This is a genomic window from Flavobacterium sp. BFFFF1 (assembly GCF_002256285.1).
Classification (GTDB): domain Bacteria; phylum Bacteroidota; class Bacteroidia; order Flavobacteriales; family Flavobacteriaceae; genus Flavobacterium.
Genome location: NZ_NKJE01000001.1, coordinates 140,887 through 160,657, shown reverse-complemented (window position 1 = coordinate 160,657; position 19,771 = coordinate 140,887). Strand labels below are relative to the sequence as shown.

The 19,771-nt window shown below is 43.4% G+C and carries 16 protein-coding genes; 15 read left to right on the top strand and 1 reads right to left on the bottom strand.

Features of this window, described 5'->3' with window-relative positions; all coding sequences use genetic code 11:
- Positions 1 to 6: 6 nt before the first annotated feature.
- From CFE23_RS00615 to queG, 9 genes are all read left to right on the top strand, one after another.
- Positions 7 to 552 carry a cytochrome c gene (locus CFE23_RS00615; RefSeq protein WP_291082469.1) on the top strand — a complete coding sequence of 182 codons (546 nt, stop codon included), beginning with the start codon at positions 7 to 9 and terminating at the stop codon, positions 550 to 552.
- 27 nt (positions 553 to 579) lie between these two features.
- Positions 580 to 2,115, top strand: a complete 1,536-nt coding sequence (locus CFE23_RS00610; RefSeq protein WP_291082466.1) for a quinol:cytochrome C oxidoreductase — start codon at positions 580 to 582, stop codon at positions 2,113 to 2,115.
- 18 nt (positions 2,116 to 2,133) lie between these two features.
- The gene (locus CFE23_RS00605) at positions 2,134 to 3,291 is read left to right on the top strand and encodes a cytochrome c oxidase subunit II (RefSeq protein WP_291082463.1); all 1,158 of its coding nucleotides are present in this window, start codon (positions 2,134 to 2,136) and stop codon (positions 3,289 to 3,291) included.
- A gap of 30 nt (positions 3,292 to 3,321) precedes the next feature.
- The gene (locus CFE23_RS00600) at positions 3,322 to 5,124 is read left to right on the top strand and encodes a cbb3-type cytochrome c oxidase subunit I (RefSeq protein ID WP_291082461.1); all 1,803 of its coding nucleotides are present in this window, start codon (positions 3,322 to 3,324) and stop codon (positions 5,122 to 5,124) included.
- A gap of 86 nt (positions 5,125 to 5,210) precedes the next feature.
- The gene (locus CFE23_RS00595; RefSeq protein ID WP_291082459.1) at positions 5,211 to 5,450 is read left to right on the top strand and encodes a (4Fe-4S)-binding protein; all 240 of its coding nucleotides are present in this window, start codon (positions 5,211 to 5,213) and stop codon (positions 5,448 to 5,450) included.
- Positions 5,443 to 5,736: a GNAT family N-acetyltransferase gene (locus CFE23_RS16580; protein ID WP_363331539.1), complete on the top strand. Its 294-nt coding sequence runs from the start codon at positions 5,443 to 5,445 to the stop codon at positions 5,734 to 5,736. Before CFE23_RS00595 ends, CFE23_RS16580 begins: the two co-directional genes overlap by 8 nt.
- Positions 5,737 to 5,771: 35 nt before the next feature.
- Positions 5,772 to 6,794 (top strand): Holliday junction branch migration DNA helicase RuvB, encoded by a 1,023-nt coding sequence (gene ruvB, locus CFE23_RS00590; protein WP_291082456.1) that lies wholly within the window; start codon positions 5,772 to 5,774, stop codon positions 6,792 to 6,794.
- A gap of 63 nt (positions 6,795 to 6,857) precedes the next feature.
- Positions 6,858 to 7,682 carry an alpha/beta hydrolase gene (locus CFE23_RS00585; RefSeq protein ID WP_291082453.1) on the top strand — a complete coding sequence of 275 codons (825 nt, stop codon included), beginning with the start codon at positions 6,858 to 6,860 and terminating at the stop codon, positions 7,680 to 7,682.
- A gap of 158 nt (positions 7,683 to 7,840) precedes the next feature.
- The gene (gene queG / locus CFE23_RS00580) at positions 7,841 to 8,764 is read left to right on the top strand and encodes a tRNA epoxyqueuosine(34) reductase QueG (protein WP_291082775.1); all 924 of its coding nucleotides are present in this window, start codon (positions 7,841 to 7,843) and stop codon (positions 8,762 to 8,764) included.
- Here queG and CFE23_RS00575 read toward each other — a convergent pair.
- Positions 8,754 to 9,773, bottom strand: a complete 1,020-nt coding sequence (locus CFE23_RS00575; protein ID WP_291082450.1) for a LacI family DNA-binding transcriptional regulator — start codon at positions 9,771 to 9,773, stop codon at positions 8,754 to 8,756. The genes queG and CFE23_RS00575 overlap by 11 nt on opposite strands.
- A 150-nt stretch (positions 9,774 to 9,923) precedes the next feature.
- Here CFE23_RS00575 and CFE23_RS00570 point away from each other — a divergent pair, with 150 nt between their 5' ends.
- From CFE23_RS00570 to CFE23_RS00545, 6 genes are all read left to right on the top strand, one after another.
- Complete coding sequence (locus CFE23_RS00570) at positions 9,924 to 12,545, top strand: TonB-dependent receptor (RefSeq protein ID WP_291082447.1); 2,622 nt, start codon at positions 9,924 to 9,926, stop codon at positions 12,543 to 12,545.
- Between the two features lie 110 nt (positions 12,546 to 12,655).
- Positions 12,656 to 13,966, top strand: coding sequence for an MFS transporter (locus CFE23_RS00565; RefSeq protein WP_291082445.1), 1,311 nt, complete (start codon positions 12,656 to 12,658; stop codon positions 13,964 to 13,966).
- On the top strand, positions 13,959 to 15,134 hold the full coding sequence (locus CFE23_RS00560) for a glycoside hydrolase 100 family protein (protein ID WP_291082442.1): 1,176 nt from the start codon (positions 13,959 to 13,961) through the stop codon (positions 15,132 to 15,134). Before CFE23_RS00565 ends, CFE23_RS00560 begins: the two co-directional genes overlap by 8 nt.
- A 1-nt stretch (position 15,135) precedes the next feature.
- Entirely contained in the window at positions 15,136 to 16,065 is a 930-nt protein-coding gene (locus CFE23_RS00555) for a carbohydrate kinase family protein (RefSeq protein ID WP_291082440.1), read from the top strand.
- 191 nt (positions 16,066 to 16,256) lie between these two features.
- Positions 16,257 to 17,363: an ATP-binding protein gene (locus CFE23_RS00550; RefSeq protein ID WP_291082438.1), complete on the top strand. Its 1,107-nt coding sequence runs from the start codon at positions 16,257 to 16,259 to the stop codon at positions 17,361 to 17,363.
- Positions 17,364 to 17,462: 99 nt separating this feature from the next.
- A complete protein-coding gene (locus tag CFE23_RS00545; RefSeq protein WP_291082436.1) occupies positions 17,463 to 19,754 on the top strand; it encodes an NADP-dependent malic enzyme in 2,292 nt (763 codons plus the stop codon).
- The last annotated feature ends 17 nt before the right edge of the window (positions 19,755 to 19,771 follow it).

The following is a 19,771-nucleotide window of genomic DNA, read 5'->3' as shown; positions in this document are numbered from 1 at the left end:
ACAGATATGAAAACCTTAAACAAATTAGTGTTTTTATTAGCATTTTCAGCAGTTGCTGTTTCCTGTCACAATAAGGAAAATCCGAATTATCAGTATATGCCTAATATGTATGAGTCTGTGGGTTATGAAACCTATTCAGAATCCAATGCTTTTAGGAATGGGAAGGAAGGTCAGTTGCCTCCTGACGGAACCATCAAAAGGGGATTTGTCCCTTATGATTATGCTAACACAACTGCAGGTTACGATGCGGCGAAAGCCACTTCTAAATCGCCACTTGATTCTACTGCGGTAGACATGGACAAAGCAGGTCAGTTGTTCAACATCTATTGTGCAATCTGTCACGGTGAAAAAGGGGACGGGAAAGGGAATCTTGCTAAGCGGGAGAAATTTCTTGGTGTGCCAAGTTATAAAGACAGGGTAATCAACGAAGGAAGTATTTTCCATGTTCAGACATACGGTCTGAATTCAATGGGATCCTATGCCAATCAGCTTAATACCGATGAACGTTGGATGGTGGCCGCTTATGTAATGAAGCTTAAAAGCGAACTTTAAATTGTATAACACACTGATTTATTAGATATGTACACATTTTCAAGCAAATTAAAAACACTTTCAATAGTTCTTATCCTTCTTGGGATTTTTGGAATTGGATATGGTTTTTTAACTGCACCAAAAAATATTGAAGACGTTCAGAAAATTCTTGATGCTGAAAGTGCGCATCATGGAGGCGGGCATCATGAAGCGGCTAAGGAAGCTGCTCACGAAATGCCTAAAGTACTTCCTGCTCAGCAAAATCAGTCTGTTGAAAAAGAAGTTGCTCATGAGTCGGAAGAGGTTGTTATGGAAGCTAAAGACACTATTGCTGTTAAACCTTTAGACACCGTGGCCACTGACTCTGCAAAGGTAGCTGTTGCCAATGTGGAACACCACGATGGAGAATATGCTGCGCCGGCTGAACATCATCAGACTGAAGCGGAGGCGCATGCTGAACATGAAGATCATTTGAAGCATGTTTTGACACAATTACAAAACAAACCATGGGCTGCTTTATATGTGGCATGTATATTTATTATGCTTATTTCACTTGGTGCATTGGCGTTTTATGCCATTCAGCAAGTGGCGCAAGCTGGTTGGTCACCCGTGTTGTTCAGGGTGATGCAGGGAATTACGGCTTATCTTCCAGTAGGGTCGGTAATTTTCTTCGTGTTGTTGATCCTTGCGGGAATGCATTACAACCATCTTTTCGTTTGGATGGCGGAAGGTGTCACTCAGAAAGGACATGAGAATTATGACAAACTTGTTGCTGCTAAATCTGGGTATCTTAATTTCCCTTTTTGGATCATCAGGGCTGCAATATTCCTTATCGGGTGGAACCTTTACAGGTATTTTTCAAGAAAGAATTGTCTGGCTCAGGATGAGTCTTCCGATAATTCATTTTACAAAAAGAATTTTAAGATGTCAGCGACATTCCTTGTTTTCTTTATTGTAACAGAATCGATTATGTCATGGGACTGGATTATGTCAGTGGATCCTCACTGGTTTAGTACTTTGTTTGGATGGTACGTTTTCGCCAGCTTCTTCGTAAGCGGTATTACTACAATTGCGATGGTTACGCTATACCTGAAATCGAAAGGATATTTAGAATTTGTAAACAATAGTCACATCCACGACTTAGCGAAATTTATGTTCGGCATCAGCGTGTTTTGGACTTACCTATGGTTTTCACAGTTTATGTTGATCTGGTACGCTGATATCCCTGAAGAGGTAACTTACTTCTGGACCAGGATTGAACTGTATAACTTGCCTTTCTTTGGCGCAGTGGTTATGAACTTTGTCTTTCCAATTTTGATTTTAATCAATTCGGATTTCAAACGCCTTACGTGGGTGGTTGTAATGGCTGGTATTGTAATACTTTTCGGTCACTATGTTGATTTCTTCAATATGATTATGCCGGGAACTGTTGGTGACCGTTGGTTTATTGGTATTCCTGAGATTGGATCATTGTGCTTCTTCATAGGATTGTTTATTTTGGTCGTCTTTACTGCATTGACTAAAGTGCCATTGTTGGCGAAACGCAATCCGTTTATTGAAGAAAGTAAACATTTTCATTATTAATATTTAAAGTACAAACAGATGACAAGTTGGTTGGTAATTATTGTTTTAGTTCTATTATCTATTGCCGTTTGGCAACTGACTAAAATATTTGATTTAACTCAGGTCGGAAGCCACGGGGACAATTCCCAGATTGCGGATGACAAGGATAATAATATTCAGGGCTACCTAATGTTTGGCTTTTTGGCTTTCATTTACATCTTCACGATATATGGGTTGTTGACTTGGGGCCACTTTGTACTGAAAAATCCTGCATCCGAGCACGGAAAAGAGATAGACAGGCTGATGAATATTACTTGGGTGCTTATCTTTATTGTTCAGGCTGTTACACAAGTTTTGCTTCATTATTTTGCCTTTAAATACAGGGGTAGAAAAGACCAAAAAGCATTATACTTTGCAGACAACAGTAGATTGGAGTTTGTATGGAGTGTTATTCCTGCGGTAGTGCTTGCAGGTTTAATCCTTTATGGTTTATATGCTTGGACCAATATCATGTTCGTAGATGAAAACGACGACGTAATCGTGGTTGAACTGTATGCTAAGCAGTTTCAATGGGAGGCAAGGTATTCTGGAGAAGATAACAAGCTTGGTAAGGCTAACGTAAGATATATCGAAGGAGTAAATACTTTGGGTGTAGACATGGCCGACCCACATGCTCAGGACGATAAGACAGCTACCGAATTGCATTTACCGAAAGGAAAGAGGATACTTTTTAAATTCCGGTCACAGGATGTATTACACTCCGCTTACATGCCACATTTCAGGGCGCAAATGAACTGTGTTCCGGGAATGGTTACCCAGTTCTCGTTTACGCCTACTATCACAACAGTGGAGATGCGTGCTGATGGGGATATGATCAAGAAAGTAGAGAATATCAATAGGATTCGGTCTGAGAAAAGCAAGATTTTGGTGGCTGAAGGTAAATCCCCACTTGATCCATACATTTTTGATTATCTATTATTATGTAACAAAATCTGCGGTCAGTCTCACTACAACATGCAAATGAAAATAGTAATTGATGAGCCACAGGATTACAAGAAGTGGATAGACAGCCAAAAAACTTTAGCTCAGGCTATAAAAGATGATAAGGCTTCTAAAGAGGCTCCTGCTGAAAAGCCTGTGGGAACGCCCGCTGCTGCTGACTCAATGAAAGTTGTAGCACAAGTAGTTAAAAAATAATTTTCTTTTAAAATAAAAATTAAAGTACATATGTCAGCAATAGCTCACGATCACGGACACGATGAACACGCTCACGATGAGCACCACCATAAGGATACATTCATTACCAAATATATCTTTAGTATCGATCATAAGATGATCGCAAAGCAATACCTGATTACCGGTATTATTATGGGTGTAATCGGTGTTGGGATGTCAATGCTTTTCAGGATGCAATTGGCGTGGCCAGAAGAATCTTTTAAGATTTTTAATTTTATTTTAGGTGATAAATTTGCTCCTAATGGAGTGATGCGTAATGATATTTACCTTGCTCTTGTGACGATACACGGTACAATCATGGTATTCTTCGTGCTTACGGCCGGACTTAGCGGTACGTTTAGTAACTTATTGATTCCGCTGCAATGTGGTGCGCGTGATATGGCATCTGGTTTTATGAATATGATTTCATACTGGTTGTTTTTCCTTTCAAGCGTGGTTATGGTATGTTCATTGTTTGTGGAGTCTGGTCCTGCGTCGGCTGGATGGACGATTTATCCGCCACTTAGTGCATTACCACAGGCTATTCCTGGTTCCGGTGCTGGTATGACCCTATGGCTGGTATCCATGGCAATTTTCATTGCTTCGTCTTTGATGGGGTCACTGAACTATGTGGTTACCGTAATCAATTTAAGGACCAAGGGAATGAGCATGACGAGGCTTCCGTTGACCATTTGGGCGTTTTTCATTACTGCTGTAATTGGTATTGTTTCGTTTCCTGTATTGTTATCTGCAGCATTGTTGTTGATTATGGACAGAAGCTTTGGAACTTCTTTCTTCCTTTCTGATATTTACATTGCTGGAGAAGTGCTGCATTACCAAGGTGGTTCTCCGGTGTTATTCGAACATTTGTTTTGGTTTCTTGGTCACCCTGAGGTTTATATCGTACTGCTTCCTGCTTTGGGAATCACGTCCGAAGTCATAGCTACGAATTCGCGTAAACCGATTTTCGGATACCGCGCGATGATCGCTTCCATTTTAGCGATTGCATTTCTATCAACAATTGTTTGGGGCCACCACATGTTTATTTCGGGAATGAATCCTTTTCTTGGATCCGTATTTACATTCACCACATTGCTGATTGCGATTCCTTCTGCGGTAAAAGCCTTTAACTATATCACTACATTGTGGAAGGGAAATCTCCAACTGAATCCGGCGATGTTATTCTCTATTGGGTTGGTGTCAACCTTTATCACTGGTGGTCTTACTGGAATTATTCTTGGAGATAGCACGCTCGATATCAATGTTCACGATACGTACTTTGTCGTTGCACACTTCCACCTGGTAATGGGTATATCAGCATTGTACGGAATGTTTGCTGGAATTTACCACTGGTATCCGAAAATGTTTAAGCGCATGCTGAATAAGAATTTAGGATATATCCACTTTTGGGTAACTGCCATTTGTGCGTATGGGGTGTTTTTTCCAATGCACTTCATCGGGATGGCTGGATTGCCGAGGAGGTATTATACGAATACAAACTTTCCGCTGTTCGACGATTTGCAAAACGTAAATGTTTTGATTACTACGTTCGCACTAGTTGGTGGAGCATTTCAGTTGGTATTCCTCTTTAACTTTTTCTACAGTATGTTTTACGGTAAAAAAGCGGTACAAAACCCATGGCGTTCTAACACTTTGGAATGGACTGCGCCAATTGAACACATCCACGGAAACTGGGATGGACCAATTCCTGAAGTTCACAGGTGGCCATATGATTACAGCAAACCTGGACATGATGAAGATTTCGTTCCGCAGAATGTTCCAATGAAGCCGGGCGAAGAAGAGTTGCACCACTAAAATTCATATAAAAAAGCCTTCCACAACGGAAGGCTTTTTTGTTACAGTCGGGTTTTATTATTTATATTTATGCAAATTATATTCGCATGGAAGATTTAAAGGAATATTCGAATGGCGATGTCACAATAGTTTGGCAGCCTAAACTGTGTATACATTCGGGAGTATGTGCACGTGGACTTCCCAACGTTTTTAAACCGAAGGAAAAGCCGTGGATAGATCAATTCGGTGCGCCATCAGATGCGCTCATGAAGCAGATTGGAGCATGTCCGTCGGGAGCGCTTTCATTTTACACTAATAATACTAAAGGCAGTACTACCCATGGATGATTTTAATATCAATGAAGAGAAAAAGCGGTTCGAGCTTAAAGTGGACAACCACATTGCTTTCATCGAATACATTTTGTCAACCGATAATACAATGTTTCTCACACATACCGAAGTGCCTCATGCACTTGAGGGCAAAGGTGTCGGTAGTCGCATAGTAGAACGCACGCTTTTTTATATCACGGACCATGGATACAAACTGGCACCACTATGTCCTTTTGTAGCCAAGTATCTTACCAGGCATCCGGAGTTTCAGGCTATATTAGCTCTTGGATATCATGTTGGGTAGCGGATTTTTAACGGCTTAATAATTATATTTGCCCCATGAATGAAAATTTAGACCCTACCAATAAAAACTTTAACATTGAAGAGCTTGACCTTGAGAAGCGGCTCCGTCCGTTGGCATTTGATGACTTTGCAGGACAGGATCAGGTTCTAGACAATCTTAAGGTGTTTGTTGAGGCTGCAAATCAAAGAAACGAGGCGCTGGACCATACCTTATTTCATGGACCGCCCGGTTTGGGGAAAACGACATTGGCTAATATTCTTGCAAATGAACTTGGTGTGGGGATCAAAATTACATCCGGGCCGGTATTGGATAAACCCGGGGATCTTGCTGGACTCCTGACAAATCTCGAGGACCGGGACGTTTTGTTTATAGACGAAATCCATCGTTTAAGTTCAGTTGTGGAAGAATACCTTTATTCTGCAATGGAGGATTTTAAAATTGACATTATGATTGAATCTGGTCCCAATGCCCGTTCAGTCCAGATTAATTTGAATCCCTTTACACTCGTGGGCGCTACAACACGTTCAGGTTTGCTCACAGCACCGATGCGCGCGCGCTTTGGGATACAGAGCCGACTTCAATACTACACAACCGAGTTACTCACCACCATAGTCCAGCGCAGCTCGTCCATATTAAAAATGCCGATAACTATGGAAGCCGCGATAGAAATTGCCGGACGCAGCCGCGGAACACCACGTATCGCCAATGCGCTGTTGCGCCGGGTACGCGACTTCGCCCAAATTAAGGGAAATGGCAAAATCGACATTGAAATCGCCAGGTACTCTTTAAAAGCATTGCATGTGGACGCCCATGGCCTCGATGAAATGGACAACAAAATCCTAATCACGATCATCGATAAGTTTAAAGGTGGTCCTGTTGGACTTTCGACATTGGCGACAGCAGTCTCTGAAAGCAGCGAAACCATCGAAGAAGTTTATGAGCCGTTCCTGATCCAGGAGGGCTTCATCATGCGTACCCCGCGCGGAAGAGAAGTTACCGAAAAAGCCTATAAGCATCTCGGCAAGGTCAAAATTAATATTCAGGGCGGATTATTTTAGATCGCCAAATCGAATAGCGTATTTTTCTATACCGATTAACAACGAAACCTAAATCACTTGACTATGAAAGGCATACCGGCCATTGCATTGTTATTTTTCACCACCATTGTTTTCAGCCAAAACAAGGAACAGGATATCCATCTGCAATACGGCGTAGAAAAGCAACATCGTCTTGATTTATACCTTCCGGATACGATCAATACCAGGACTCCGGTACTGATTCTTATCCACGGAGGCGCCTGGATGATGGGTGGCAATGAATATACCGAGAAGCACGCCCGTGACCTTCGAGATAAGGGCATGGTTGTGGCGAATGTCGATTACCGTTATGTAAGCGACGAAGTTCATGCGGCAGATCTGCTCAATGATATAGATCAGGCAATAGATTTCGTTTCAAAACAATCGGTGACCTATGGCTATAGCCAAACGGGTTACCACATCGCGGGAGTGAGTGCCGGGGCACATCTCGCATTGATGTTTGGATATACGACCAGTAGGAAAATCAAGTCCATTACCGCACTCTGCGCTCCCTCACGTCTCGATACGGAGGAGATGCTGCAATTCATCCAAAAGAATGGCCTGCTTCCTAACATCGAACTCCTTGCCAACGCTAAATATTCCGGCAAAGGAAAACCGAACATAGCTTTTACCGCCATAAGCCCTTATTCACAAATCGCAAACATCCCGACGCTATTGATTCACGGTACAGACGATCCTTTAGTGCCCTATCAGCAATCGGTTGATTTGAGCGCACTTTTACAAAAAAACAATGTGGATTCAAAGTTGATTACCATGGCAGGCAAGGGCCACGATGTAGGCATGAATGAACCCGATTCGGAGAAGATCGTGTTGGATTCCATTGTGGATTGGATCAACAGCCATTTATGATTTTTGGGCGTTGCCTGCGGCCTGGCTTTCTGCTTCAATCTTTTAGCAACCCTTTCAGGGCTTCGAAACCCTGAAAGGGTTAAGCTAAAAGGATTTCCGCTTCAATCCCTAACGCGGGTATCCGTTTCCAAATGATGCTTTGTGTATCTTTGCAGCGCATGATCGAAAACAGGCATAAATACGCACAATACATCAAATCCGAAGCCAAAAGACTCGGCTTTCTTTCTTGCGGCATCTCAAAAGCAGGTTTCCTTGAAGAAGAAGCACCCCGCCTCGAAGCCTGGCTGAACCACAACCGCCATGGGCAGATGTCTTATATGGAAAACCATTTCGACAAACGCCTCGATCCTACAAAGCTTGTCGATGGTGCCAAAAGTGTGGTTTCCCTGCTGCTAAACTATTATCCCGCTGAAGCACAGGTTGAGGATGCCTATAAGATTTCCCGCTACGCTTACGGTCAGGATTATCATTTCGTTATCAAAGAAAAACTTAAGGAATTACTTCATTCCATCCAAAACGAAATAGGTGAAGTAGGCGGAAGGGCTTTTGTGGACTCCGCGCCGGTTTTAGACAAAGCCTGGGCAGCCAAAAGCGGACTTGGCTGGATTGGTAAGAATAGCAACCTGCTAACCCAGAAGGTGGGTTCGTTTTACTTTATCGCCGAACTTATTCTTGATATCGAACTCGAATACGATCATGCAGTGACAGACCATTGTGGTTCCTGTACCGCCTGTCTCGATGCCTGCCCCACGGGTGCCATCATCGCGCCTTATGTGGTCGACGGCAGCAAATGCATTTCGTATTTCACGATCGAATTGAAGGATAACCTTCCCGTCGAGATGAAAGGGAAGTTTGATGACTGGGCTTTCGGCTGCGACATCTGCCAGGAAGTATGTCCCTGGAACCGCTTTTCTACCCCACATGACGAACCGCTTCTTAATCCCCATCCAGACCTGCTCGGCATGACAAAAAAAGACTGGGAAGAGATTACCGAAGATACCTTCCGGAAAGTATTTAAGAATTCTGCAGTAAAGCGCACGAAATATGAAGGACTGCTCAGAAATATCGACTTTATAAGGTAGAATCGCGGGCGATCACCTGCGTTTCCAATTCGATGGTCCTTGTTTTAAAAGAAGTCATGTCTTTTTTAGCGTTCATCTCCTCCAGCAATAGCCTGAATGCGGCGGTTCCCATTTCAAAACTGGGCTGATTGACCGTGCTCAATTTCGGGGTGATGACTTGTGACATAAACCAATTGCTAAACCCAATCACGCGGACCTGCTGTGGGACTTTTATGTTCACTTCATTGAAGTAGTCCAAAACGCCGACCGCCACCAAATCAGTAATTACAAAAACACCATCTACATCAGCATGTTCCGCTGCGATCTGCTCTGCAAATAGGCGCCCTTCCTCAAAAGTTACATTTTTGCAGGTATACACCAGTTTTGGGTCATAGGGGATATTGTTTTTTTCAAGCGCTTTTTTATAGCCTAGAAAACGGTCGATTGCATTTTGAGGATTCACCGGTCCACGGATGTGGGCGATTTTTTTACAACCTTTCTGAATCAGGTGGGATACCGCTTCGAACGCTGCTTTCTGGTCGTTAATGATGACTTTGGAGCACGGAATCAGTTTTGAAATCTTGTCAAACATCACAAATGGGATTTCTTTTCGCATGACCTCCCTGATATGTTCATCATCGTTTGATTCGTTCGACAACGACATGATAATTCCGTCCACCCTTTTGTTCATCAGAAGTTCCATTTGCTTCTTCTCGAGTTCCAGCGATTCACTCGACTGAAGTATGATCACAAGATAACCGTGTTTTTCAGCTTCATCGATAATCCCATTGATTACACTCGAGAAAAAATGATGAACGACTTCCGGAATAATAAGGCCGATGGTACGCGATTCTTTAGTACGCAGGTTTACCGCAAAACTATTTGGCGTATAACTTAGGGAGTGCGCTAAATCCAAAACTGCCTTCTTTGTCTTTGCACTGACATCAGGATAGTTTTTTAGCGCTTTCGAGACCGTAGTGATCGAAATACCCAACGTTTCGGCAATCTGTTTTAAGGTGATATCTCTCATTTAACAAATATGATAAAAAAATATTAAAACAACGCCGAAAACGTTTTCGGTTATTTCGAAAACGTTTTCGGTTGAAATTCGTAAGAATTTGGCGTTAAAAAAATTAATTTCGAAAAAAAACATTCATATTTAACTATTAAACCAAAACAAATGAAAAACATTACGCAGTTTTTGAAAAAGATGCTGGTTATTGTGGCAGTGATGCTCTTTAATCAATCATTTTCGCAATCAGGCAGTCTTTCCGGAAAGGTAACAGACGCCAAAGGAGAGCCAGTGATTGGGGCAAATGTTGTTGTTGAATCCTCCAAATCATCAATAACAGATACTGACGGGAATTTTAGTATTTCCGGCCTTGCAGAAGGGACTACTTCGGTTACCGTCTCTTTTATAGGACTGACCACACAAAAAAAATCGGTTGCCATTTCCGGCAAAACGGTTTTGAATTTTCAACTTCAGGATGACGCGAAATCACTCGAAGAAGTGGTTGTTACCGGGGTTGTGAATCCAAAATCCAAAATTAAATCCAGCGTTTCCATTACCACGTTGGATGTAAAACAGGTGGAGCAATCAGCACCAAGATCGACTGCCGAGATTTTCAGGACCATTCCCGGCATACGTTCGGAATCGTCAGGGGGTGAAGGAAATGCGAACATTGCTGTGCGCGGTGTGCCAATCTCTTCCGGAGGATCGAAATACCTGCAAATTCAGGAGGATGGACTTCCTGTGTTGCTGTATGGCGATATCGCTTTTGCTACCGCTGACATCTTCACGCGATTTGACAGGAATATTGCTAAAATTGAAGCCATCCGTGGTGGATCAGCGTCGACCTTATCGTCAAACGCACCGGGCGGAATCATCAACTTCATTAGCAAGACTGGAAAAACGGAAGGTGGAAGCATGGCGACCAGTTTCGGTCTGGACTACAATGATTTCCGTACAGATTTAGAATACGGAGCCAAAATTGGTGACGGACTGTTTTTTCATGCAGGAGGTTTTTACCGGGCAGGTGAAGGGGTGAGAAGCCCAGGGTTTATTGCCAACAACGGCGGACAGGTGAAATTTAATGTGACTAAGGAATTTGAAACTGGTTCGGTTACCGTATATGCAAAGTTCCTGAATGACCGTGCGGCGGCTTACATGCCAATGCCTTTAGAAGTTTCCGGCACAAACGCAAGCCCAAATTGGGGAAGCATCAAAGGTTATGACGCCACATCAGGTGCGATGCAGTCGGTTTTTCTTGACCAAAACGTAGGCTTAGGTCCTAATGGTGAATTGCGTCGCGCGAAAGTGTCGGACGGCATGCATCCGGTGTCGAAATCAATCGGGGCAAGCGCCAATTTCCAATTGGGCGATGGATGGAAAGTAACTGAGAATGGGCGTTTCTCATCGAACAGTGGTTTATTCATAGCGCCATTCCCTGCTGAAGTGGGTACCGCAGCAGCTATTGCAACTTCGTTTGGCGCCGGTTCGACATTAACGTATGCGAACGATGGAAGCGCTTTTAACACTGCCAACGGTTTGGTAGCCCGTATCCACATGTTTGACACGCAGCTCAACAATATGGATAACTTTATGAACGATTTGCGTATTACTAAAAAGTTTAACAAAGTGGGCGTGACAGCAGGGTATTTTAAGTCCATCCAAAACATTTCAATGTCGTGGCTTTGGAACTCTTACCTACAGGAAGTGTCTGATAGCAATCCGCGCTTGATTAATGTTACTGATGCTGGTGGCAACCTGTTGTCGGAAAACGGACTTTATGCTTATGGAACGCCGGCATGGGGCAATCTGGCCAGAAATTATGATACGCAATACAACGTGTCAGCTCCTTATGCAAATATTAGCTTTGATGCTACCGATAAGCTTTCCCTTGAAGGTGGTGTTCGTTATGACAAAGGCCAGGTTAACGGGTCATTTGCCGGAGGGACTTCCGCTGCATTCGATATCAACAATGATGGTGCCATTTCAGTTCCTGAGCAAAATGTATTTGCAGTAAATACAGCGAACAGCACTGCGGTAGATTATCAATATGATTATGTTTCTTATACACTAGGCGCTAATTACCTGATTGATGCAGGGCAGTCGGTTTTTGCAAGGTACAGTAGGGGAGCATCTGCGAAGGCAGACAGAATCCTGTTTTCAGGGCTGAACTACCTTGACGGAGATAAGATCAACGCGTTGGATTTCCTAAACCAGGCAGAAGTAGGATATAAAAGAAAATTCGATAAAGGCTATGTGTATGCAACCGTATTCAGTGCAAAAACAAATGAGCAAGGCGGGTATGAAGCGACTTCAAACAGCATCATCGACAACGATTATAAGTCAATGGGACTGGAATTGGAAACGTCATACAATGCCACCGAAAGCCTGAACCTGCGCGGTGGTTTTACTTACACGAAAGCGGAAGTGACGACTGGCGCTAACGAAGGCAATGATCCGAGAAGGCAGCCAAAAATGATGTACAACTTCATTCCAACTTATAAATTCTCACAAAACAGGAATGCTGTCGGATTGAGCTTTATCGGCCAGACCAAAGCCTACACCCAGGACAGCAACCAGCTGGTTATGGATGGGTTCCTTATTGTAAATGGGTTTGTAGAATTTGAAGTGACCAAAGGGCTTTCGTTAAACCTTTCCGGAAACAATTTACTCAACACATTAGCCATTACGGAAGCGGAAGAAGGAAGTATTACAGAGAATACGGTCAATTATGTAAGGGCAAGACCTTTGCCGGGAAGATCGCTTTCTATGTCGTTATCATATAAGTTTTAAGTTTGATTTCATGTTTTGTTTTTATAATTCCTATGCCAATCATGGTGTGGGAATTATTTTTTAAAAGCATAAATTGATACATTTAATTCAACCAGCTGGAAGTATAAATTATGGGCAGGAAAATAAACCTCAGTTTTTGGCAGATCATCAAAATGAATGTCGGTTTTTTCGGTATTCAGTATAGCTTTGGTCTGCAACAGAGTGCCGTCAACCCGATCTATGATTTTCTCGGCGCACACCCGGACCAGATTCCGTTACTGAATTTGGCCGGTCCTTTGACCGGATTGCTGATTCAGCCGATCATCGGTGCGCTCAGCGATAAAACCTGGTCTCCGCGACTGGGCGGCAGGCGGAAGCCATTTTTCCTTATTGGAGCCTTGATTTGCAGTATCGCGTTGTTTCTGTTTCCATTCAGCAGTTCGCTTTGGATGGCTGCCGGTTTGCTATGGATACTCGATGCAGGAAACAATACTGCGATGGAGCCGTACCGCGCTTTTATCGCCGACAAGCTTGATGAATCCCAGCAGCCCACAGGTTTCCAGGCACAGAGCTTTTTTACCGGATTTGGGCAAACCCTGGCGAACCTCTCGCTTTTTATCTTTCCATTGATTTTTGTAGGAACCATCGGAAAACTGCCAACATGGGTTTACGCCTCATTTTTTCTCGGATCGTTATGTTCGATAGGATCGGTGTGGTGGAGTTCATACACGACGAAGGAAATTCCCCCGACAGATGAAGAATTGAAATTGATAAAATCAGCAAAGGTCAACGTGCTGACCCCATTCATTGACATTGCCATCGCCGTAAAGGAAATGCCGAAGGTCATGTGGCAGCTGGCTTTGGTTTACTTATTCCAATGGTATGCGCTGTTTTGTTATTGGCAAAATTCTTCTAAAAGCATCGCACTCTCGGTGTGGCATACTACACCTGAAAAGGATATTAAATTGTATGAGGAAGCGGTAGGCTGGACCGGCCTGGTAAACGGCTGGTACAATATTGTGACGTTTTTATGCGCTTTTTCATTGGTGTATTTCGCGAAAAAGTTCTCCCCGAAATGGGTTCATTTTAGTTGTTTAATTTTGGCATCGATAGGGTTTTTAATTTTTCCACACATCGAAAATAAATACCTGTTATTCCCAGCAATCACTGGGTTCGGTATCGGTTGGGCCAGTATGATGGGGATCCCTTACCTGATGATCGTTTCCAATATCCCGAAAGAGCGGTACGGAGTTTACATGGGGATCATCAACATGATGATTGTCATTCCGATGTTTGTCCAAACCATATCATTTGGGTATATCATGGAGCATTTCTTACACAATGATGCGCGGCTTGCAGTCACTTTTGCAGGAATATTGCTGGCCGTCAGCGCCATCTTCACCTTGCTTATTTCCACAAAAAAAGAACATAATAATGTCTGACGTAGCATACGAAAAAGCCATTGCCTTATTGCGAAAGGTCACTACGCCAGCTGGTTTTGTAGCCAGCGCTGAGCAAACTACGAATTACAGCCGGGTCTGGGCGCGTGACGGCGTCATTTGTGGCCTGGCGGCTTTGGCGTCCGAAGATGAGGAACTGATTGCGGCTTTCAGGGCAACGTTAATCACATTGGCAGAAAACCAACATGAAGTCGGGACCATTCCATCCAATGTTTTGGTCGAAGGGAGTAAAATTGAAATCAGTTATGGCGGATTGGCAGGAAGGGTCGATGCGGTGACCTGGTTTGTCATCGGTGTGACGCAATATGCATTTCATACAGGAGACGATACATTTCTAAATCAATATATTCCTAAAATTGAAAAATGCCTTTCGCTCTTACAGGCGTGGGAATTCAACAACAAGCATTTACTCTATGTGCCGCTGTCTGGAAACTGGGCCGATGAATACATCACTGACGGCTATGTATTGTATGACCAATTGTTGCGGTTATGGGCCTTAAAGGGTTATCATCATTTTGCGCAGAAGGAATCAATTGCGGAGAAAATCGTTCAGGTAACCGCTCAAATTGAGGCCAACTATCTCCCGCGCGTTACCGGCGAAAAATTCCATGAACGCGCATACGATTCGCATACTTTCCAGGATTTCCTGCCCTGCTCCTTTTCGCCTTCGGGTTATAAAACCCAATTTGACGCTTTCGCCAATTCGCTCGCGTTGCTTTTAAATATTGGTGCTAAAGCCTTTCAAAAGCATATCGTAAAAAAGGCGGTTTCAATAGCATCAGCCACTGATTTGGGATTACTTCCCGCTTTCTGGCCTCCGGTTTTTGATGATGATGAAGACTGGCATTTGCTAAAAAACAACTATAAATACGAGTTCCGGAATCATCCCTATGAGTTCCATAATGGCGGAAGCTGGCCCATGGTAAACGGATTTTTTGGATTGGCGCTGATATCGAAATCTGAAAATGAGCGCGCTTCGCTCATTTTGCAAAAGATAAATTCGGCCAATGCCGTCAATGATTTTTCTTTTTACGAAAACTTCAATACCAGTACGGCTGCGCCAAACGGGGTTGCTTTTTGCGCCTGGAGTGCAGCGGCAACCATTTTATTAGATCGGGCTATTCACCATAATTTTAAATTTTTAATTTAAGTTGAAATCAATAGATATCATTTGCGTAGGAGAAGTTTTGATTGATTTTATCGGTCATGAAATGAACACTTCGATCAACAGGACCAAAGATTACCATCGCTTTTTAGGAGGCTCTCCTACGAATGTGGCGGTAAACGCGTCACGTTTGGGACTGAATGCGCTGCTTGTAGCGTCATGCGGCCAGGATGGATTGGGTGATTACATCCTCAGGAAGCTAAAGGACAACAATGTTTCGGTAGATAATATTGGCAAATCCGATCAATCACCAACTTCCGTTATTTTCGTTTCCAAATCAACTGAGACCCCGGATTTTATCCCTTATCGCGAAGCCGACTGTGAGATCTACGAATCGCAGCTGCCCGATGACGTGCTTGCCGATGCCCGTATATTTCATACGACCTGCTTTGCCTTAAGTAAAAATCCAGCACGTCAAACCATTTTGAACCGTGCCCAAAAAGCGAAAGAACTCGGTTTGCAACTCAGTATAGACATCAATTTTTCCGAAAGGATCTGGCCTAACCGTGAAGAGGCGAAACAGGTGCTGCAACAATATCTGGCAAATGATCCGCTGGTGAAATTAAGCGAAGACGACTGTTACCGACTGTTTGCCGCAGTGAAATCAGAAGAGTATATTTTTGATTTTTTTCATGAATTGGGCGCTAAAACAATCTGCCTGACTAAAGGTAAAAACGGTGTGGCGGTCTCTGACGTCGATCAGGGATTGTTCTTCCAAAAAGCCATGGCTATTAATGAAGTCAAAGACAGTACCGGCGCTGGAGACGCTTTCTGGACCGGATTCCTGTATGCCCAGTTGCATCAGAAAGACCTGGAGAAGAGCATGACAATTGCCCAAAAACTTGCTGCCATAAAATTGCAGAATGTTGGCAGGCTGCCGGACAATATCAATATAAAAAAGCTAATAGAGGAATAGTCTCCAATCAGACTTTTCAGTAAAAGCAGTACAATTCGATTGATATTGATGAGACTGTTGTGAAATTGTATGCAGTTTATCCCATAGGGATAGCGATATTGCGATACCATAAAGGACAATAGCGGGTTAAAATGAATCTATTTCAGACTATCGGTGATAAAAGCACTACCTTGTAAGCAATTACAATAGTCATGAGAAAGAAACCGGAAGATCATCAAAACGTTTCCGCCGACCGGCTCGATGATCATGCTGCGTTAATCATTGCCAACCGCGAATTGGCTTTCCAAAATGAAGAAAAGGAAAAACTCACAGCAGAGCTATTTGCTGTTAATCGGGAATTGGCGTTTCAAATCGAGGAGAAAGGGAATCGTGCCGCCGAATTGGCGATTGCAAACCGTGAACTGACGTTTCAAAACGAGCAGAAGGAAAAACGTGCTGCCGAATTGGTCATCGCCAATACAGAATTGGCTTTCCAAAATCGTGAAAAGGAACAACGTGCTGCAGAATTGCTGGTTGCCAATGAAGAGCTTGCATTTCAGAATGTCGAGAAAGAGAAGCGTGCCGCAGAACTGCTAATTGCCAATAAGGAACTCGAATCCTTTACTTTCATTTCAAGTCATGACCTGCAGGAACCTTTACGAAAGATACAGTCTTTCTCAGACCGCGTGCTCACAGGCGATTATGAAAACCTTTCCGCAAAAGGCAAATATTATTTTGAGCGCATGCAGCTTTCAGCCCTGCACATGCAAACCCTGATCAACGATTTACTGGCCTACTCGCGAACCACCGCCTCTGAGCGGAAATTTGAAAATACCGACCTTACTAAAATTATCAGGGAAGTGATGGCCTCGCTGAAAGAAGATATTCAGCAGAAAAACGCCACTATTGAATTCAGTAGACTGTGTGAAGTATGCATCATTCCTTTTCAATTCAGGCAATTGATGCAAAACCTTTTGACAAACGCCATTAAATTTTCTGAACCCAGCCGATCGCCACACATTACAATCGAATGTAATATCGTCAACGAAACAAACAGCCCGGTTGCCTTGCCTGGTTTGGGTGACTATATTCAAATCAGCATTACAGATAATGGGATGGGCTTTGATCCGATATACAAAGACAAAATTTTCGAAATCTTTCAACGGGTCCATGACGGTGAGGCATTTGAAGGGACCGGAATCGGTCTGACGATCGTAAAAAAAATTGTAGACAACCACCGCGGACGGATTACCGCTACCGCAATACCCAGTCAGGGAACGACTTTTGACATTTTTATTCCGACACATCAAAATGAATAATGACTTTCATGACCAACATCTTAACAAAACAATCCCATTAAAAATTTCCTTTTTACCGCCAGACTTATACCTTTGTAAGTCGGAAAAAAAACCACAAAAATGAACAAATACAGCAAACGCAGGGAAGCTTTATTATACCACGCCAAACCGAAACCCGGAAAAATCCAGGTTGTACCCACTAAAAAATATGCCACCCAGCGGGACTTATCATTGGCCTATTCTCCCGGGGTAGCAGAGCCCTGCCTTGAGATTGCGAAAGACATCAATAACGTCTATAAATATACGGCAAAAGGAAATCTTGTGGCTGTAATTACGAATGGAACGGCCGTTTTGGGCCTTGGAGATATTGGGCCGGAAGCATCAAAGCCCGTGATGGAAGGAAAGGCACTCTTATTTAAGATCTTTGCAGATATCGACGTTTTTGATATTGAAGTAGGAACCAAAGATATTGATGCTTTTATAGAAACCGTAAAAAATATCGCGCCGACATTTGGGGGAATCAACCTTGAAGACATCAAAGCGCCGGAGTCTTTTGAAATTGAGCGCAGGCTTGTCGAAGAATTACAGATTCCTGTCATGCACGACGACCAGCATGGTACAGCAATTATTTCGTCCGCCGCGTTGCTCAATGCTTTGGAGTTGGCAAAAAAGAATGTCGAAACCATTAAAATTGTCGTCTCCGGCGCAGGCTCAGCCGCTTTAGCTTGTGCTAATTTATACGTATTGCTTGGCGTAAAGCCTGACAATATTATCATGTTCGATGTCAATGGTGTGCTGTCGTCTGAACGTACCGATCTTTCTCCTTTACAGCAAAAATACGCTAAGGGCAAGCCGGGAATTGATCTTGGTGAAGCATTAAAGGGAGCAGATGTCTTTCTGGGCCTTTCAGCCGGAAATATCCTTTCACCCGAGATGCTGTTGGGCATGGCGCCCAATCCAATTGTATTTGCAATGGCCAATCCCATACCTGAAATCGATTACAGCCTTGCCATTGATACCCGAAAAGATATCATTATGGCAACAGGCCGCAGTGACCATCCCAACCAGGTAAATAACGTCCTCGGATTTCCTTACATTTTTCGTGGGGCACTTGACGTAAGGGCTACGAAGATTAACGAGGAAATGAAGATGGCTGCGGTACGCGCACTTGCTGCTTTGGCAAAAGAATCTGTTCCGGAACAGGTCAACATCGCCTATGGTGAAACGAAATTGATTTTTGGAAGAGAATATATCATCCCAAAGCCATTTGATCCCCGATTAATTTCTACCGTAGCACCAGCCGTTGCTAAAGCAGCAATGGATTCGGGTGTGGCCTTGCACCCGATTGAAGATTGGGAAAAATATGAAGAAGAATTGTTGGAGCGTCTCGGCTCAGACAATAAAATGGTGCGTTTATTGACCAACCGTGCCAGAATGGATCCTAAACGCATCGTGTTTGCTGAAGCGGATCATATTGATGTACTGAAGGCCGCACAGATTGTATGGGAGGAAAAAATTGGTTACCCAATATTGCTGGGCAATAAGGAAGTCATCCTTGCCTTGAAAGAAGAATTGGGCTTCGATGCAGAAGTGCCAATCTACGATCCTAAAACCAAGAAAGAAGACGAACGCAGGCTGCGTTATGCCGAAATTTTCTGGAAGTCAAGACAACGCCGCGGGATCCAACTGCTCGATGCCCAAAAATGGATGCGCGAGCGAAACTATTTTGCTGCCATGATGGTCAATGAAGGCGATGCTGATGCTCTTGTAACCGGTTATTCCCGGAGTTACCCCTCGGTTATCAAACCGATGATGCAACTGATTGACAAGGCGCCTGGGATTTCTCTGTTTGCGACAACAAACATGATGATGACCAACCGTGGACCAATGTTCCTTTCTGACACAGCAATCAATACCAATCCCACCGCGGATGACCTCGCGAAAATCGCACTGATGACCGCCAAGACGGTGAAGATGTTCGGAATGGAGCCTGTCATTGCGATGATTTCCTATTCAAATTTTGGATCGTCAACCAATGAAAGCGCCGCAAAGGTGCGTGAAGCCGTAGCTTATCTTCATAAATATTATCCTGACCTGATCGTGGATGGTGAAATCCAGACCGATTTTGCATTGAATGCCGAAATGCTTCGTAAGAAATTCCCGTTTTCAAAATTGGCAGGGAAAAAAGTAAATACATTGATTTTTCCAAACCTGGAGGCGGCAAATATCACTTACAAACTGTTGAAAGAACTTTATAATGTGGATTCCGTTGGTCCGATAATGTTGGGCATGGATAAACCCGTCCACATTTTTCAGATCAGCGCCAGCGTAGAGGAGATGGTCAATATGGCGGCAGTAGCAGTTGTTGATGCGCAGGAAAAGGAAAAGCGCCAAAAATTGTCAAATAAGTAGTTTTCAGCGGTAAATTT

Bases quoted from the DNA above. Each gene is read 5' to 3' on its own strand.
- ruvB (WP_291082456.1), top strand. From the start codon at position 5,772: ATGAATGAAAATTTAGACCCTACCAATAAAAACTTTAACATTGAAGAG.
- CFE23_RS00560 (WP_291082442.1), top strand. From the start codon at position 13,959: ATGTCTGACGTAGCATACGAAAAAGCCATTGCCTTATTGCGAAAGGTC.
- CFE23_RS00615 (WP_291082469.1), top strand. From the start codon at position 7: ATGAAAACCTTAAACAAATTAGTGTTTTTATTAGCATTTTCAGCAGTT.
- CFE23_RS00550 (WP_291082438.1), top strand. From the start codon at position 16,257: ATGAGAAAGAAACCGGAAGATCATCAAAACGTTTCCGCCGACCGGCTC.
- CFE23_RS00570 (WP_291082447.1), top strand. From the start codon at position 9,924: ATGAAAAACATTACGCAGTTTTTGAAAAAGATGCTGGTTATTGTGGCA.
- CFE23_RS00565 (WP_291082445.1), top strand. From the start codon at position 12,656: ATGGGCAGGAAAATAAACCTCAGTTTTTGGCAGATCATCAAAATGAAT.
- CFE23_RS00575 (WP_291082450.1), bottom strand. From the start codon at position 9,773: ATGAGAGATATCACCTTAAAACAGATTGCCGAAACGTTGGGTATTTCG.
- queG (WP_291082775.1), top strand. From the start codon at position 7,841: ATGATCGAAAACAGGCATAAATACGCACAATACATCAAATCCGAAGCC.
- CFE23_RS00605 (WP_291082463.1), top strand. From the start codon at position 2,134: ATGACAAGTTGGTTGGTAATTATTGTTTTAGTTCTATTATCTATTGCC.
- CFE23_RS16580 (WP_363331539.1), top strand. From the start codon at position 5,443: ATGGATGATTTTAATATCAATGAAGAGAAAAAGCGGTTCGAGCTTAAA.
- CFE23_RS00600 (WP_291082461.1), top strand. From the start codon at position 3,322: ATGTCAGCAATAGCTCACGATCACGGACACGATGAACACGCTCACGAT.
- CFE23_RS00545 (WP_291082436.1), top strand. From the start codon at position 17,463: ATGAACAAATACAGCAAACGCAGGGAAGCTTTATTATACCACGCCAAA.
- CFE23_RS00610 (WP_291082466.1), top strand. From the start codon at position 580: ATGTACACATTTTCAAGCAAATTAAAAACACTTTCAATAGTTCTTATC.
- CFE23_RS00595 (WP_291082459.1), top strand. From the start codon at position 5,211: ATGGAAGATTTAAAGGAATATTCGAATGGCGATGTCACAATAGTTTGG.
- CFE23_RS00585 (WP_291082453.1), top strand. From the start codon at position 6,858: ATGAAAGGCATACCGGCCATTGCATTGTTATTTTTCACCACCATTGTT.